The following is a 15,123-nucleotide window of genomic DNA, read 5'->3' on the forward strand; positions in this document are numbered from 1 at the left end:
CGTCCAGTGCCGCTCGAACCCGACCGACGCTGGGGGCTGCCCCGGTCCGCGCGGCTAACACAGCCGGCATGGGATGGGGCCAGGGGGGGCGGCGTCGCCGGTGAACAGGTCCTCCAGCGTGCCGCCCAGGCCCAGGTCGCGGGCCAGCGCCTCGGTCAGTGCCGGCCGGTCACGACGGGGGAAGCGGGCCATGGCGGCCAGGAAGGCGGCCTGGGCGCCGTCGTCCAGCGTCGCCCCGAAGACATGCAGGCCGTCGCGAATCTGCATCTCCTTGATGTCGCACAGGTGGGCATCCAGCCGGGCCAGGGCCTCGTCGGGCAGGTCGCCCGTGACCAGATCGGCGGGCAGGTTCAGGTCACGGGTGACGCCGGCCTCCCACGCCAGGTCGCGGATGCGGGCCCGCAGGGTGGGAAGGCGGCGCGGGTCCAGGCTTTGCGCCTGGGCATATTCATCCAGTGCCTGCTCCAGGGCTGCCAGATCGCCATGCAAGCCCGCCGGCACCGGCGGCGGCGGCAGGTGGCCCACCAGCACCGCGCCCAGGCGGCGGCGGGCCTGTACGCCCTCACCGGGATTGCTGACGATATAGGGGTAGAGGACGGGCAGGGGGCCGGCCAGTCGCTCAGGCCAGCAGTCGGCGGACAGCGCCACGGCCTTGCCGGGCAACCATTCCAGGGTGCCGTGGGCGCCCACCTGCACCAGGGCATGGATGTCCACCACATGGCGCAGCCACAGGTGAAAGGCGGCGTAGCCGTGGCTGGGGGGGGTATCGGGGTCATGGTGGGCGGCGCTGTCGAGGACGCCCTGGCCCCGGCTGGGCTGCACCGCCACCAGCAGGTTGCCGCAGGGTTGGACGCGAAAGCGCAGCGCGCCACCGCGCGCCAGCGGATCGGCCTCGGGCGGTCCCCACTGGTCGGTGATGGCGGCCAGCGCCGCCGGGTCCATAAGCCGGGCGTAATCGCCCAGGCTCAGGCCCGGCGCGTCGCCGTCAAGGGGCCGGCGCAAGGCGCTCATCAGGGCGGCGCCATCGGTCGGCATGCCGGCCACGCCATAGCCGGCGCCGGCCAGGGCCGCCAGCATGGCCAGGGTGCTGGCGGGCGTGTCCAGGCCCAGCGCCAGACCGGTGCCGCCGCGGGCGGGATAGTCGGACAGCACCAGGGCCACGCGTCGCTCCGCCGGCGGGGTGGCGGCCAGCCGGGCCCAGGCGGCCGCCTTGTCGGCCAGCGCGTCCACCCGGTCCGCACGGGGGCGGCTCAAGGTCGGGGCGTATTCCAGGGCGGGGTCCCAGTCGGCCGCCGCCTTGAAGGCAATGGCGGGGCCTTGCAGCCGACCGTCCATTTCCGGCAGCACCACGGTCATGGCGAGGTCCGCCGGGCCTAAGCCGGCGCGGGCCTTTTCCCACAGCGCCTCCGTGCCCGTGGACAACACGGCCTGCAGCACCGGCACGCCGGGGGCGTCCAGCGGCGATGAGTCCTCCGGACCCTGGCGCGCGGAAAATCCGGTGGCGTTCAGGACCACGGCTGGCCGCAGGGCCGCCAGTTCGGCCGCCAGCCATTGGGCGGCCGGGCCTTCCTTCAGGCTGGCCACATAATAGAGGCGGGGCGCCAGGCCGCGCCGGGCCAGGGCGTCGGCCAGGGCGTGCAGGGGCGCCAGGTTGCCGGCCTGCAGGTGCGATCGGTAGAAGACCAGCGCCGCAGGCGGGCCTTCGACAGGGATGGGCGCGCGCCACGTCTCGTGCCGCCCGTATCGGGGCAAGGGTGTGGGCTCGCCCGCCAAGAGGGTGGCGGGTGGCTGCCGGCCCAGCAGATGGGCGGTCTCGGCCAGGAACCGGGCGGTGTTCTCGGGCCCGCCTTCAACGAAGCAGCGCCACAGCCGGCGGGCGGCGGTCTGGTCCACGGTGCCGGCGGCGTCCAGGCCGGGATCGGCCTTGGCCTCGCCGGGCAGGACGGCCAAAGGGATACCTCGGGCCTTGCAGGTCTGTGCCACCTGCTCCAGCCCATAACGCCAATAGCCGGTCCCGCCGTTCAGGCGCAGCACGACCAGGCGGGCCCGCGAAATCACCGCCTCGACATACAGGTCGACGGACAGGGGATGGCCCAGGCGCATCAGGTTGGCCAGGCGCAAGGTCGGCCGCCAGGGAACATCACCCAGGGCGTGGTAGGCGGCGGCCACCGAGGACAGGTCGCTGTCGGAAAAGGACAACAGCACGCAGTCCGCCGGCGTTTGCCCCAAATCCTCGGCTTGGGGGGACGCCAGCAGATCCTCGGCCTGGGTGGGCAGCAGGTGCATGGGAGGGGCGGAACCCGTGTGACGACACTGAAAGACGAAAGCGAGCGTTATGCCGCTCTAGCCCCTATACGCCGTCAATTCAACAGGTGGATTGGTCAACAGGCAGGGGGATGGGGGATAGGGCCGCTTTGCGTCCACGCCCCGCACCCGCTGCCAGTCAGGCGGCCAGCGCCGCCTCGATGGCCGTCCTGTCCATGCCGGTCTCGCCGATCACCACCAGGCGGCTGCGTCGCGCCTCGTCCGGCGCCCACAGCCGGTCATAGCTGGTCTGGATACGGTTCCCCACGCCCTGGACCAGCAGGCGCATGGGCTTGCCCGGCACATCGATGAAGCCCTTCAGGCGCAGGATGCCGAAGCGCTGGGCCGCCTCGACCAGCCGGCGGACCAGGGCCTCGGGATCGGCTTGGGACGGCAGTTCGGCCACGAAGCTGGTGAAGTCGTCGTGGTCGTGCTCTTCCTCGTTGTCGTGATGGCTGACGCGGGCGTCCAGGTCGGCTTCCGCCGCGGCCGACAGGCCCAGCAGCACGTCGGGGTCGACATCGCCATGGGCCACGCGCACCAGTGGCGGGGCGGCGGGTCGCAGGGCCTTCACCGTCTCGGCCACAGCGGCCAGCCCGGCCTCGTCCACCAGGTCGGTCTTGCTGACCAGGATCAGGTCGGCGCACAGCACCTGGTCCTCGAACACCTCCTGCACGGGGGTCTCATGCTCCACCGTGGCGTCGCCGGCCTCCATGGCCGCCTTTTGCCGCGCCAGGGCCTCGGCATCCGGGGCGAAGCGGCCCTCCGCCACGGCGTCGGCCGCCACCACCGCTACCACGCCGTCCACCGTCACGCGGGACCGCACGGCCGGCCAGGTGAAGGCGCGCACCAGCGGCTTGGGCAGGGCCAGGCCGCTGGTCTCGATGATAATGTGGTCCGGCGGGTCGGCGCGGTTCAGCAGCGTTTCCAGCGCCGGCACGAAATCATCCGCCACCGTGCAGCACAGGCAGCCGTTGGCCAGTTCGATCACCCGGTCCTCCGGGCAGGTCTCGTCGCCGCAGCCCTTGAGCACGGCGCCATCGACGCCGACATCGCCGAACTCATTGATGATCAGCGCCAGGCGCCGGCCGCCGGGGTTCTGCAGCAGGCCACGAATCAGCGTGGTCTTGCCGGCGCCGAGGAAGCCGGTGATGACGGTGGCGGGGATTTTGGCGGTGGGGGTCGGCATGTGCGGGGCTCTCAAGCGAAAGGCGGATAACGGGACGCACTTCGGTCGGCAGTGGGGCGGGTGGGACGCGACGCGTGATGCGGCCAATAATCCCGATTTGAGCGGAACGCGATCAGGTAAAGCCACTTGATCGTTTAAATCCACTCTACCATGAACAGGTTATGAGCAAGCCGCAGTGACGAAAGATCATATCTTGCTCTAGCGGACAGCGAATGGAAGGTGCGCGAACGAAACCTCGGTGGGAGGAGGACCATGGCGATATTCCCTTTCTCCGTCATCCCGGCAGATTGGACGTGGGCCTTCGCGATAGCAAGTCTCCTGGCTTGCGGATTATAACGCCGACCCTGCCTTCTCGGTCGAGACCCAAGGTCCACACCAGTGGCATTAACCGTAGGTCCAACTGGGGACCGGCTGTGGGTCAACATTGACCGCATACAGTTGCGCGGGCAGCTCCGGCATCGAACCAGACTTCCTATTATCCCCCCGACCAGGGCGAAAGGATACTATCACTCCGGCGAAACTGCGCCGGGTCGGAGGCGGCGATCGATGGCTTTGTGGGCGAGCCTCGACTTTCCTCGAAAGTCCAGCTGGTGCTGGTGCGTGGGGGTATCTGAATTGTCGCCGATCATCAGCTTCACTCCAGCACTCGGACGTTGTAACGTGTTGTGACCGGCGTCGCAGACGAGATGGCGCACACTTTCACCGTCACCGCTCCCGGCGCCGATACGAAAGCCCGGATCTGGAATCCGTCCCCGGCATCCGTCCCGGCGGGACTGGCGATTGCCGCCATGGAAGGTTGGGCGCTCGCGACGACGGCGATCCCGGCGGCGCATGTTCCCGCCTCCAGCCGCCTACCTCCGATGGGGGGCGTCGTCCCGGCCAGGGCTAACCTGTCGGCGCCCAGGGTAGTGCTACGGCCTGAATAGACGGCGGAAAGGGCGATATATTGGCCGCTTCCGTGGCTATCGATATCCCCTTTGGTGGCGCCCGCGTGCTTGACGTCTTGGACGCTAATCTGGTCGGCGCGGTCAGCCAGAACCACGTCGTAATCCACGGGATTGCGCCCATCGCTTCGAACAAAGCTGCTGCCGTCCAGATTGACGTCGGTTACCGTGCCCGACAGCATGACATGGTCGCCGCCGTGGTTCTCGCGGTTGTTGGCGCTGAAGATGGACTGACCTAACTTGAAGCCCGAGCCGGCCGACAGATTTAAGCCGTGACGGCCGTTCAGAAAAAAGGCGGATCCGATGGCGATGACGTTGGTCAGACGAGGGTCGTCATTGTAGAAGCCATCTAGGTCGGACAGCTCGCAGAGCACGCCGTTGAAGCTCCACGCTCCACGATTGCCGGTGTCGCCAGGGGCTCGAGTGGAGTGGATACAATATTGAGCCTCATCGAAGCCGCCGTTGGAGAATGTTAATCCGACTGCGACATCGCCAGGATATTGAGATTTCACTTCTAACGCCGGACCTTTAGTGAAGCCCACATGATAGTTGGCCATGTTGAAGCCGTCGGTGTCCTGGATCAGGATGCCGTAAGTGTAGGTTCCCCGCTGCTGTGCACGGGAATTGGTGTTCACAACGAAGTTTTCTGATGGATTGTCCCCATCGGGACCGGACCGGTGCACCCACCAAAGCCGTGACCCCTCGCTCTTGTTGTTGCCGCCTGGATTGACATCATTGAAATACAGACTAAGGGAGGATTCAATTTCAATGCCAATATATTGACCGGCGACGGAAATGTGGTCAATATTGCCCCCTACAACATTTAGATAATGAATACCTGCGCCTGATTTCGGATCGTCTGTACGATAAATTTGAAAATCCCGAAAATTAACAGAATACAGGCGTGGGCTTTTTTCATTATTTTTCACAAAGAATACGTCGCCACTTGATGTCGGAAATAAAGTCGTCACGCCTTTTCCCGATCCTTCAATTGATAAATCATCGCAGCTTATGTTGATTGTGTGGGATATGCTATATGACCCAGGCGGAATATGTATGGTTCTTGGCGAAACCGCTTTGCTTTTGGCGCAGGCAGCGGAAATAGCTGCTTCAATTGGGGTGGCGCTATCCTGCTTGCCAGCAGGATCCGCCCCAAATTCGAGAACATTCAGGGTCTGTGGCAGGACAGCCTTTTCCTGTGCCGAGGTGGGATGCGCGCAAAAAAGGCAAGGGACTGAAAACAGGAACCAAATAAATGCCTCGGCCGGAGCGCTTCGCATATTTCCACCCACATCGGATGTCGATTACGGGGAACGCCGGCGCTTTGCAATTCCGGTAGTGAGGATATGCAAAGCGTCGACAAATTATTATCGCATGGATTACAATCGTCTGAGCTTGCCCATGTTAAAAACATAAGCACCGAGCGAGCGGTAATCCGCCGTTCCCGGTTGATCCAGGCCCGGAATGAAGGTGCTTCTGGGGACGATCTTCACGGTAAAGAATCCGCCCCGAGCCTCAGCCTGGAATTTAACCTCTAGGCGATCTTCAGTCATGGAGAATGTCGGGACGGTACGGCGATCATTTATATAAAAGGTTGGCGCATGATCCGGCGGCATCTTATTTATAAGCAAAGTCAATTCCCAGATTCCGGATTCAGCCCAGATGGTAAGGACGCCCTGCTCCCGGCACCACCTGCCGCCAAACGCGACTTCAAACTGGTAGAAGCCGTCGTCGAACCGTGCTGGAATCACTTCTCCCAAGTCGCCCGAAAGTGCACCGTCGGAAAGCATGCCGGGGAAGGAGCGGTAGCCGGCTGTCTCTGCTCGCTTGATCCGGTCTTTCAGTTCTTCGACGAAGTTTCGGATTTTTTGCGGAACCAGCGCGATGAAGCGTGCCTGATTGCGTTGCGCTATTGGGATAATCGCGTTGATATATGCGTTTGCATCCAAGTCTATCTTAGCTACTGTTTCTTCAATAGAATTCATTGCCGCAGCAAACCGATGCTGAGGACTACGTATAGTGTCATACCTCTCATCAATGACGGAATCGTAGGTCTCATAGCCGCTCATGCGCAGTGCTGCTAAGCTGTAAGGGCCAGATAGCACGATAAACGGGACGCCTAGCAATATCGCCTTGTAGGTCTTTTCCGTTAGCAGGAAATCATAATCAGAAGTACCAAAATCTGTTTCCGTTATGATCGCAAAATGGCTGTCTCGAAAATAATTCTTGATATCGTTTCCGGTGCTCAGCACTTTTTCATTAAATATGCCCCGATCAGAATACGCTGCCTGAAAATTAACATCCAATACGTAAGGTTCATTATTCAATATATGGCCGAGGGACTGGTCTATATCAGTCCTATTATGGAGCTGCATGGCAAGTGTAAGTGCCGCATTAATTTCATTTTGACGAATGTGGGCGTTGTCAATTTCCGCTGCGTCTTTTCCGCCAAATGAAAAGTGCCCTCTTTCGAGCAATCCGCGCGCTTGCAGGTAGCTGGCTAAAAGGACCCGATGGCGTCGGACGCGGCGATTTAAGCTGATGTACATCCGGCTGCGCTGGAGGGACGCCAGGGGAAAATCACCGATTTCGGTCATTTCCTTTTGGTGCATTATATGAGTATAAAACTCAAAGAACCAAGCGCCAACGGCAGTATACCCATAAACTTGCGCCTTATCAGACATAATGGTAGTGGCGGAGTTGTTCCCTAGAAATACAATCCGGTCGACGGGAAAATCTACAAGCTGCGCAAATTTCGGAATGTAGGATAGATACTGAATGTGTGTACATTCCCAGGAGAGATTTATCAGGACATACGCCCGAGGGTCACGGAGCATTTTATGCAGAAGGCCATATACTCGACGAAAGAATTCCTGATTTTTATATAATTCCGCCGCAGATACGGTATCAAAATTAACATACGCCCCTATTGGCAGCAAAATTATTTCAGATGTAGCTTCTTCTAGATTGTCAACATGAATGAATTCGAATAAATCGGAGTAATTCTCATTCTCTACTACATATTCGACGAAGGGAGATTTATAGAAGCCGCCGCCAACAATGCTATTTATATGTCCGCCGCCGGTTTTTTTTTCATAGGCAATTCCGATTGTGCTCATGTTAATTCCAGTCTGTTGCAACTACGTAAGAAACGTGCTTCTGCACCATATACCAAGATGTGGCGGCACGCCAGTTGATGGGCCTCCCCCGTTGCCGGAAGGCCGGTCATATGGTTACTTGAAGCGCCTGGGGTTTAATCTCCCGGGGGAGGGGCGGCGGCATGGTTGATTGGCGAGATAATAAAATGAGTGCGGTCGTGGCATTAAGGCTATATCCTTCGTCCAAACCGCATTTGGTGCCGCATGCCGAAGACTATAATTGCTGACCGCCGTGATCTTCTTGGGGGGCGCCTAATCCCTCTGGTAAATGCCATTCGGTTAGCCAATAAAACGGGCGCATCATATGGCTCCACATGGTTGACAGCCAATGATGCGTTTCAGAGATTGGTCGCGGATGCGGATGATCTCTTCTCTTCCGAGTTCTTGGCCCGCAGTGTGGTCGGGCTTGATGACAAACGCCTTGAGACTGGAAGTCGGCACGTCACCGTGCTTAATTGCGCGGAGCAGGCCGAGTACGGTATTCATGATCTATTTTGCATACCGGACTGGGAACAGGAAACCATAATTCTTGACCGGCGCTTCGCCCTTTATGTCGTGGATCAATCTGAGATATTTTCCAATGTTCGAGAAGAGTTTTCAGAAATATTTTGGTCCTTACCATTTTCGGAAAAGATGAACCAGGCATTGCGCCAATTGAATCAGGCGTTAGATGATGAAAATTCGGCATCAATACATATTAGGCGCCTTCATTTGACCTCAAATACGAGCATGCAGTTAAATAGATTTGATAGCTACCTGGAAATGGACACCTACTGCGACGTCGCTGCGCACCTCTTGGATAATGTGGCATCCAAGCTGCTGATTGCAGCCGACAATGACACGAGTGTCGACTACGTGCGGAGGCGTTTCCCGGGGCGGGCCATATCCGTACGCGACGTCATGGATATTTCCGAATTAACCGGCATCCAACGCGCCTTGCTTGACATGGTGTTTCTGTCGCACGGCAAGTCAGTCTGTGGGCCACTATCCGCGTACGGCATTATAGCATCTTATATTGGCAATATTTCATATCGCAACGTGGCTTGGTATGCCGCGCGGAATAAGTTAGATACGACTGATCGTAGCGGGGCGATAGGGCTATTGCGTGCGTCCTTTGAAGGGCGCGTCGGGGATTTCGCGTCGACCCGTGAGATTGGCCCAAACGACTTCGGGCTAGCTTACCGGATGGTCATGGGCACCGTTCATTCTGCTCCTACCGTAGCCTTGGACAAAGCCAGCATCGGCTTGGCTCAGCTGATCGCCGGCGCCCATCATCCAGTTGTGCGCACCGATTGGGGGCTGGCCACCCATGCGCTGGAAATGGCCGCACGGTCGAATGATCGCCCGGACGTTGTGGACGCGCTTGAGCAATTTAGGCAGATGGTCAATGGGCACCAAGCCGATGTCCTGCCTCGCAGCAACGACAAGATATTGACGCGTGTCCGCTCGGCCCAACTTGCGGCGCGGGCCGACCATGCAAATACCCCGGCTGATTATCAGATCGCCATTTCGGCCGCCCGCGATGCTGCGGCCAACCCGAGGGGAATCTTTCTGCGGTGGGCAAGAAGTCTGGCAAATGCGGGGGCTTTGGCCGAAGCGATTGATATTTGCCGCCAAGCCGTGGCGGAAGATCCCCATTTCGCCGAAAGCTGGGCCGAGCAAGCGGAAATCATGGCGCAGGCCCACCAGGAGGAGGCAAGAGATGTGGCGCTTCGAGCATGCGAGCTTGATAGGGAAGATGCGCGATACTGGTATATTCTCGGTACGATCACTGAAGATTGCGGCCTCTTGTCGGAGGCGCGAAATGCCTATCAGGAAGCGGTGCGCGCTGAACCAGAGAATTTTAACTATCGGAACTGCCTGATTCACGTTTCCAATACTTAAATTATGATAATCGTATTCTTCATGGTAAATCCGTATCCTGTGAAGAATGGCCCTACTTGGTTCAGTTGGATCTGATCAAGGTCATATTCCTTACGCAGCGACGACGGCGACCGCCTGTCAATTCCGCAGCTTGAAACTATCCACCCCAAGGGGCGCACTCCAACTTCTGGGGAAAATCACTTCGCCATTTACACAAACCTCCTTCCAGCTTCGGCGAACAACATCACCAATGGAAGGCGGCCCCCGGCGGAGGGGTACCCTCGTCCTGCACAAGATCGCCAAGATCAGGGCCGCACGCCCACCGTAAGCGTCCGGCCTTGACCGTGTTGCGCCGCTGACGAAGCTGCGGAAGCTTTGCCGTCGGGATTCCTTCTGTAGGGGTCCAGAAGGAGGGAACGTGGCAGAGGCGACAGTGCTGGCGCGGCGGCGGCGCTGGACGGCAGAAGAGAAGGTGGCGTTGCTGGCCGAGGTTGACGCGGCAGGCGGCAAGGTGCCGGTTGTAGCGGAGCGGTACGGCGTTCCCCGCAGCCTGATCTATAACTGGCGGGCGGCACAGAAGGCAGCGGCATCGTTTCGGTCCGAAGCGCCGTTGGAGTTCCTGACCTTGGGGACCGTCCCGGAGAGCGAGGGCCCGCCGCCGGGATCGGAGGCGGTGGTTCCTGGGGAACGGGATCGTGCTGGCCTGATCGAGGTCGAGCTTCCCAGCGGTGTGCGGCTGCGGGTGGATGCGCTCGTCAACGAGAAGGCGTTGTCGCGGGTGGTGCGGGTCCTGAAGGTTGCGTTTTGATCAGCGTGGCGCCCGGCACCAAGGTGTACCTGGCCTGCCGGCCGGTTGACCTGCGGAACGGCTTCGATGGGCTGGCGGCCAAGGTGCAGCAGGTGCTGAAGGCCGACCCGTTCAGCGGTCATCTGTTCCTGTTCCGGGGCAAGCGTGGCGGTCACGTGACATAGTGCATCCTTCTGCTCAAAAGCCTGGTAGCTTAATCGACTTATCTTCCTGGAATCGCTTATAGAACTTTGGCCTTCGGGCTGCGATTTCCCGCGCGCCTGCCTTAACGGCGTCGGTTTCAAGCGCGGCTGTTGGGATCTGCCACGGCGCCGAGAACATGAGCTGGGTTGCGGGCAGGATGCCCTCTCGGATCAGCTTATGAACCGAACCGACACAGATTCCGAGGCGGGCTGCGGCCTGTTCGGCGCTGATCGTCTCTTCGCCTCGTGCCTTCGGATCGAAGGGTGCGATCCCAAGCCGTTCGCGCATCTCCCGAACTCGTACCGCCGTCCATGCTTTTCCATCGGGCGGCTTGCAGTGCATCCGGTTCATCGTCACCGCAACTTCCCGATCCGACCATTGCCCGCCGAGCCGGCGCATGGCCTCCAAGGCATTGGGCTGGCGGTCGGCGGTATGGCGCCCGGTTTTGACGCGCGACACGCGCAGCTCGGTGTGACGGCCGCCTTGCCAATGAATGATGACCATGGCCTCGTTGCTCGTCTCATCGAGGTCGAGGATGACCTCGCGGATGAGGATGTGTGTGATCCGCTGCTTGGTCCGCATGTCCGTACCGGGAGCGTTCCAGGTCGCGGGCAAGTCACGAGCCAAAGATATGAGCGCCGTACGATCGACCTTTGGACGAAGCGCCGAGGTGACGTCATGCTTGGCAATGCGCTCTTCGAGATGGGCGACACGCTCGAGCGCCGTATTCCAGCGCGTCTCGAGTTCACGCGCGACCAATCGCTTGGCGGGATCGACCAGCTCATACCGTCGGGCGGCCATGGTGGCCTCGTAGCGCGCCTCTTCAAGTTCCCGGCAGACGGCCTGCCGGATTTCCGCATCCGCCTTCTCGGATTGATCGGCAGCCTGGATGGCCGCCTCGACCGCATGCACGGAGACCGCCGCGACGATCTCCGCAGCAACAGCACGATCGATGCGGACGCCGCCGATGCCGATGCACAGCCAGCCGCCGACGTGACTGTCGTCACCCCGGCAGTGATAGCGATGGGCGTGGCCGGATTGCGAACCATAGAACACGCGCATCGTGCGGCCGCATCGCCCGCAGCGCACCAGGCCGGTCAGCAGCGCCCGGCCACCACGGGCCGATTTGCGATCGGTCCGGCGCTGCATGTGGGCATTCTCGTGGATCAACTTCTGGTTCGCCTCGTACTGCTCCCAGTTGATGTATCCGGGATGATGGTCCCGGAGCAGGACGTTCCAGCTCGCCATCGGCTTCGAATGGCCGGTGGTCTTGCGAGCACGACCATCGACGACGCGAGTGCGCTGGGTCGTGCGACCGAACACGTAGGCTCCGGCATAGGCCGGATGCGTCAGGACCTGCCTTACCGTATGGTATGCGGCGGGTCGCCAATCGAGCTTGCAGGCGCTACGATTGTTGCGCCGGGCAACCGGCAGCTGCAGCGCCTGATCCTGCGCCCATAACAGCACCTGCCGCGCGCTACCAAGTTCCTGGAACTTGGCGAACAGCAGCTCGATGACGCCCCTGACACGCTCATCGGGATCCATCTCGATCTGGCCGATCTCGTTCCAGCAATAGCCCGGCGGCAAGCTGCACTGCAGTTCACCTCGCAACGCTTTGGCGTCGCGCGCTGCAATCCCACGCTGGCGCAGGAGGCTCAGCTCGTATTCCGACATGGTCCCCTTCAGGCCCAGCAAGAGGCGGTCATTGACCAAGCGAGGATCGTAGGTTCCATCGGGATCGATCACCAGTGTCCCGGCGAGTGCGCAAAGATCGATCAGATGATGCCAGTCACGCCCGTTCCGGGCCAGGCGTGACGCCTCGATACAGAAGACGGCGCCGACCGAACCGGCACAGATCTGCGCGACCAGCTTCTGGAAGCCCGGACGCTCGACCAGCCCCGAGCCGGAGCGGCCCAGGTCGTCGTCGATCAGTGCGACCGTGGCAAAGCCGAGAGACCGTGCAGACTCGGCGAGAGCATATTGCCGCCTTTGGCTCTCCGTATTCTCCATAACCTGGACCAATGTGGACTGTCGGACATAGACGACGGCGCCGCGGCCGAGGTGATTAGGCGTGATCTTCGGCTGCATCATCACTCTCCCGATTGACCTGTAGGGCGTTGTTTTGCTTGCCGAGTGCTTCGAGAAGCAGATCGGCCAATGCCTGAAGAAGCCCCTCCGGTGGGATCGGCGGCAGAGGCGTCCTTCCGCCGTGACCGAGATCGAGGACGAGTTGATTGCTGGTGTGGCGTCTCATCTGACCCCTCCTTGTTCGTCGAGGGAGTCGATGATCCGCCCGGCGCCAGCTTCGCCGAATGACTGTCGAGCACAGCTCGCAACTCGTTCAGGTAAGCAAGGCCGACTTCAGGCGAGCCCGGCGACATAGCCGCGCAAGTAGCGGCATCGGCCATCCAGGCGGGCAACTCGCGCGAGAGGCCCGGTTCAACCTCGATATACAGGATCTGCCGACCCCGCTTGCCGCAACGTCCGTAGACGCACAGGTGCGCGCCATGGAGCGGATGCCACGGATATTCGACGACGATAAATTGCAATCGGTATGCTGAATGACGTGGGGTGTGGCGACTACCTGAAGGCGCTGTACTGGGATGGCTCGGGCCTGTGCCTGTTTGCAAAGCGTTTGGAGAAGGGCCGCTTCGTCTGGCCGCCGATCGTGGACGGCGGGCTGACGTTGAGCCCGGCGCAACTGGCCCTGCTGGTCGAGGGCATCGACTGGCGCCGCACCGTGGCGCCGGAGGCAACGGGGGCACCCAGCCTGTTGTGAGCCTCTGATTCTGTTTGGATTCTGGCCGATTTCCTAGGGTTTTGATAAGATGGGCCATGTCGCTCGACACCGCCGATCTTCCGTCCGATCCGGACGCACTGCGCGCCTTCGCCCTGGCCTGCCAGGCGGAGTTGCGGGCGGCCAAGGCCACCGTCCGGCTGACGCGGCTGGAGATTGAGAAGCTGAAGATGCACTTGGCGCGGCTGCGGCGGATGCAGTTCGGCCAGTCCTCGGAACGGTTGGCTCGGCAGATCGAGCAGTTCGAGCTGCAACTGGAAGACCTGGAGGGCGATGACGCCCAGGCCGAGGCCGTCGCGGCGTTGCCCGATGACGCTTCCGCCCCTGCGGTTCAAGAGCGGACGGTGCCGAAGCGACGGCCCTTGCCCGATCATTTGCCCCGCCAGGAGGTCGTGCATGAGCCGGATGCCCGCACGGCGGTGGGCTGCACCTGCCCCGCTTGCGGCGCCGGAATGTCCCGGCTGGGCGAAGACGTGACCGAGGTGTTGGACTATGTGCCGGGCCGCTTCCAGGTGCTGCGCCATGTCCGGCCCAAGTACGCCTGCCAGCGGTGCGACCACATCAGCCAGGCGGCGGCGGCGAACCTGCCCATTCCCCGCGGACGACCCAGCCCGGCCCTGCTGGCCCACGTGCTGGTGGCCAAGTACGGTGACCACCTGCCGCTCTACCGGCAGAGCGCCATCTATGCCCGTGACGGCGTGGACCTGGACCGCTCCACCCTGGCCGACTGGGTGGGCCAGGCGGCCTGGTTGCTGGCGCCCATCATCGACGGTATCCGCGCCCATGTCTTCGCCGCCGACAAGATCCACGGCGACGATACGCCCGTTCCGGTGCTGGCGCCGGGCAACGGCAAGACCAGGACCGGGCGGCTCTGGGTCTATGTCCGGGACGATCGGCCCTTCCGGGGCACGGCCCCACCGGCCGCCGCCTACTTCTACAGCCCCGACCGCAAGGGCGAGCGGCCGCGCGACCATCTGAAGGGCTACACCGGCTTCCTGCAGGCCGACGGCTATGCCGGGTTCGAGGAGTTGTACGAACCCGGCCGGACCAAGCCCGGCCCGATCATCGAGGTCGCCTGCTGGGCCCATAGCCGCCGCAAGATCTTCGACGTGTGGCAGGCCACAGCCTCGCCGGTGGCCAAGGAGGCGCTGGAACGCATCGCCGCCGTCTATGCCATCGAGGCCGAGGCCAGGGGGCACCCCGCCGACGAGCGGCTTGCCCTGCGTGCCCGCGCCAAGCCGCTGCTGGAGGCGTTCTTCACCTGGGCACAGGACGCCACCACCCGCCTGTCCGGCAAGTCGGCCCTGGCCGAGGCCTTCCGCTACATCCTCAAGCGCCGTGCCGCCCTGACCCGCTTCCTCGACGATGGCCGTCTGGAAGCCGACAACAATCGCGCCGAGAACAGCCTGCGCGCCATCGTGACGCCTTGTTCATTATACCCCTCTTTGTTAAGCCTCTGGGAACATTGGAAGTTGGTTTTCAGATTCACCGCGACACGGACGACTTGTTCGCCTGATCGCGGTGATCACCCGCTCGTCCTGGAGATCGGAGGCACGGATTTGGTACGGGGCACCGGGCACGACCTGCTCGGCCGGCAAGATACCATCCTTGATCAGCCGGCGGCTCGACGAACTGCTGCCCTGGCGCTGGACACCCACGGCCTCGGCGGCGCCCGCCGCGGCGGCCTGATCGCCGCCAACCTGCGGCCTACACCGCATGCTTACATTGCCTCAGCGCTGCCATCATAACGGCCCAGGCCGGACGCTTACCACCCATCCGCAAAGCCAGCGTCCATCCGTCAGGCCAAGGTCGGACGCAACGACCCGTGCCCCTGCGGGTCAGGCAAGAAATACAAGCGCTGCTGCGGCGCAAACTGA

Annotated in this window: 11 protein-coding genes, 1 pseudogene and 1 riboswitch; of the genes and pseudogenes, 6 read left to right on the forward strand and 6 right to left on the reverse strand. The window is 61.8% G+C overall.

Features of this window, described 5'->3' with window-relative positions:
• Window positions 1-54: 54 nt before the first annotated feature.
• The 4 genes from UAJ10_RS08285 to UAJ10_RS08300 form a co-directional block, all read right to left on the reverse strand.
• Window positions 55-2,286, reverse strand: a complete 2,232-nt coding sequence (locus tag UAJ10_RS08285; RefSeq protein WP_322914914.1) for a cobaltochelatase subunit CobN — start codon at window positions 2,284-2,286, stop codon at window positions 55-57.
• A 157-nt stretch (window positions 2,287-2,443) separates the two neighbouring features.
• The gene (cobW, locus tag UAJ10_RS08290; protein WP_322914915.1) at window positions 2,444-3,493 is read right to left on the reverse strand and encodes a cobalamin biosynthesis protein CobW; all 1,050 of its coding nucleotides are present in this window, start codon (window positions 3,491-3,493) and stop codon (window positions 2,444-2,446) included.
• A gap of 291 nt (window positions 3,494-3,784) precedes the next feature.
• Window positions 3,785-4,016, reverse strand: a riboswitch (cobalamin riboswitch).
• A 111-nt stretch (window positions 4,017-4,127) separates the two neighbouring features.
• Window positions 4,128-5,717 carry a glycosyl hydrolase family 28-related protein gene (locus UAJ10_RS08295; protein WP_322914916.1) on the reverse strand — a complete coding sequence of 530 codons (1,590 nt, stop codon included), beginning with the start codon at window positions 5,715-5,717 and terminating at the stop codon, window positions 4,128-4,130.
• A 99-nt stretch (window positions 5,718-5,816) separates the two neighbouring features.
• Window positions 5,817-7,556: a hypothetical protein gene (locus UAJ10_RS08300; protein WP_322914917.1), complete on the reverse strand. Its 1,740-nt coding sequence runs from the start codon at window positions 7,554-7,556 to the stop codon at window positions 5,817-5,819.
• A 357-nt stretch (window positions 7,557-7,913) separates the two neighbouring features.
• Here UAJ10_RS08300 and UAJ10_RS08305 point away from each other — a divergent pair, with 357 nt between their 5' ends.
• The 3 genes from UAJ10_RS08305 (at window position 7,914) to tnpB (UAJ10_RS08315) (ending at window position 10,430) form a co-directional block, all read left to right on the forward strand.
• Window positions 7,914-9,479 carry a tetratricopeptide repeat protein gene (locus UAJ10_RS08305; RefSeq protein ID WP_322914918.1) on the forward strand — a complete coding sequence of 522 codons (1,566 nt, stop codon included), beginning with the start codon at window positions 7,914-7,916 and terminating at the stop codon, window positions 9,477-9,479.
• A gap of 397 nt (window positions 9,480-9,876) precedes the next feature.
• Complete coding sequence (gene tnpA / locus UAJ10_RS08310) at window positions 9,877-10,266, forward strand: IS66-like element accessory protein TnpA (protein WP_322914919.1); 390 nt, start codon at window positions 9,877-9,879, stop codon at window positions 10,264-10,266.
• A gap of 5 nt (window positions 10,267-10,271) precedes the next feature.
• Window positions 10,272-10,430, forward strand: coding sequence for an IS66 family insertion sequence element accessory protein TnpB (gene tnpB, locus UAJ10_RS08315; RefSeq protein ID WP_416235352.1), 159 nt, complete (start codon window positions 10,272-10,274; stop codon window positions 10,428-10,430).
• A gap of 13 nt (window positions 10,431-10,443) precedes the next feature.
• Here tnpB (UAJ10_RS08315) and UAJ10_RS08320 read toward each other — a convergent pair whose 3' ends face one another.
• A complete protein-coding gene (locus UAJ10_RS08320; protein WP_322914920.1) occupies window positions 10,444-12,537 on the reverse strand; it encodes a recombinase family protein in 2,094 nt (697 codons plus the stop codon).
• A complete protein-coding gene (locus tag UAJ10_RS08325; RefSeq protein WP_322914921.1) occupies window positions 12,515-12,703 on the reverse strand; it encodes a hypothetical protein in 189 nt (62 codons plus the stop codon). The genes UAJ10_RS08320 and UAJ10_RS08325 overlap by 23 nt, the downstream gene beginning before the upstream one ends.
• A 300-nt stretch (window positions 12,704-13,003) precedes the next feature.
• On the opposite strand from UAJ10_RS08325, the gene tnpB (UAJ10_RS08330) reads away from it, so the two are divergent.
• The 3 genes and pseudogenes from tnpB (UAJ10_RS08330) to UAJ10_RS08340 all read left to right on the forward strand — a co-directional run bounded on the left by tnpB (UAJ10_RS08330) (window position 13,004) and on the right by UAJ10_RS08340 (window position 15,123).
• Window positions 13,004-13,228: an IS66 family insertion sequence element accessory protein TnpB gene (tnpB, locus tag UAJ10_RS08330; protein ID WP_322914922.1), complete on the forward strand. Its 225-nt coding sequence runs from the start codon at window positions 13,004-13,006 to the stop codon at window positions 13,226-13,228.
• A gap of 56 nt (window positions 13,229-13,284) precedes the next feature.
• A pseudogene (gene tnpC, locus UAJ10_RS08335) lies at window positions 13,285-14,935 on the forward strand (IS66 family transposase).
• Window positions 14,936-15,039: 104 nt separating this feature from the next.
• On the forward strand, window positions 15,040-15,123 hold the full coding sequence (locus UAJ10_RS08340; protein ID WP_322915018.1) for an SEC-C metal-binding domain-containing protein: 84 nt from the start codon (window positions 15,040-15,042) through the stop codon (window positions 15,121-15,123).

The sequence above is a fragment of the Nitrospirillum guaranorum genome (genome assembly GCF_034653275.1).
Classification (GTDB): domain Bacteria; phylum Pseudomonadota; class Alphaproteobacteria; order Azospirillales; family Azospirillaceae; genus Nitrospirillum.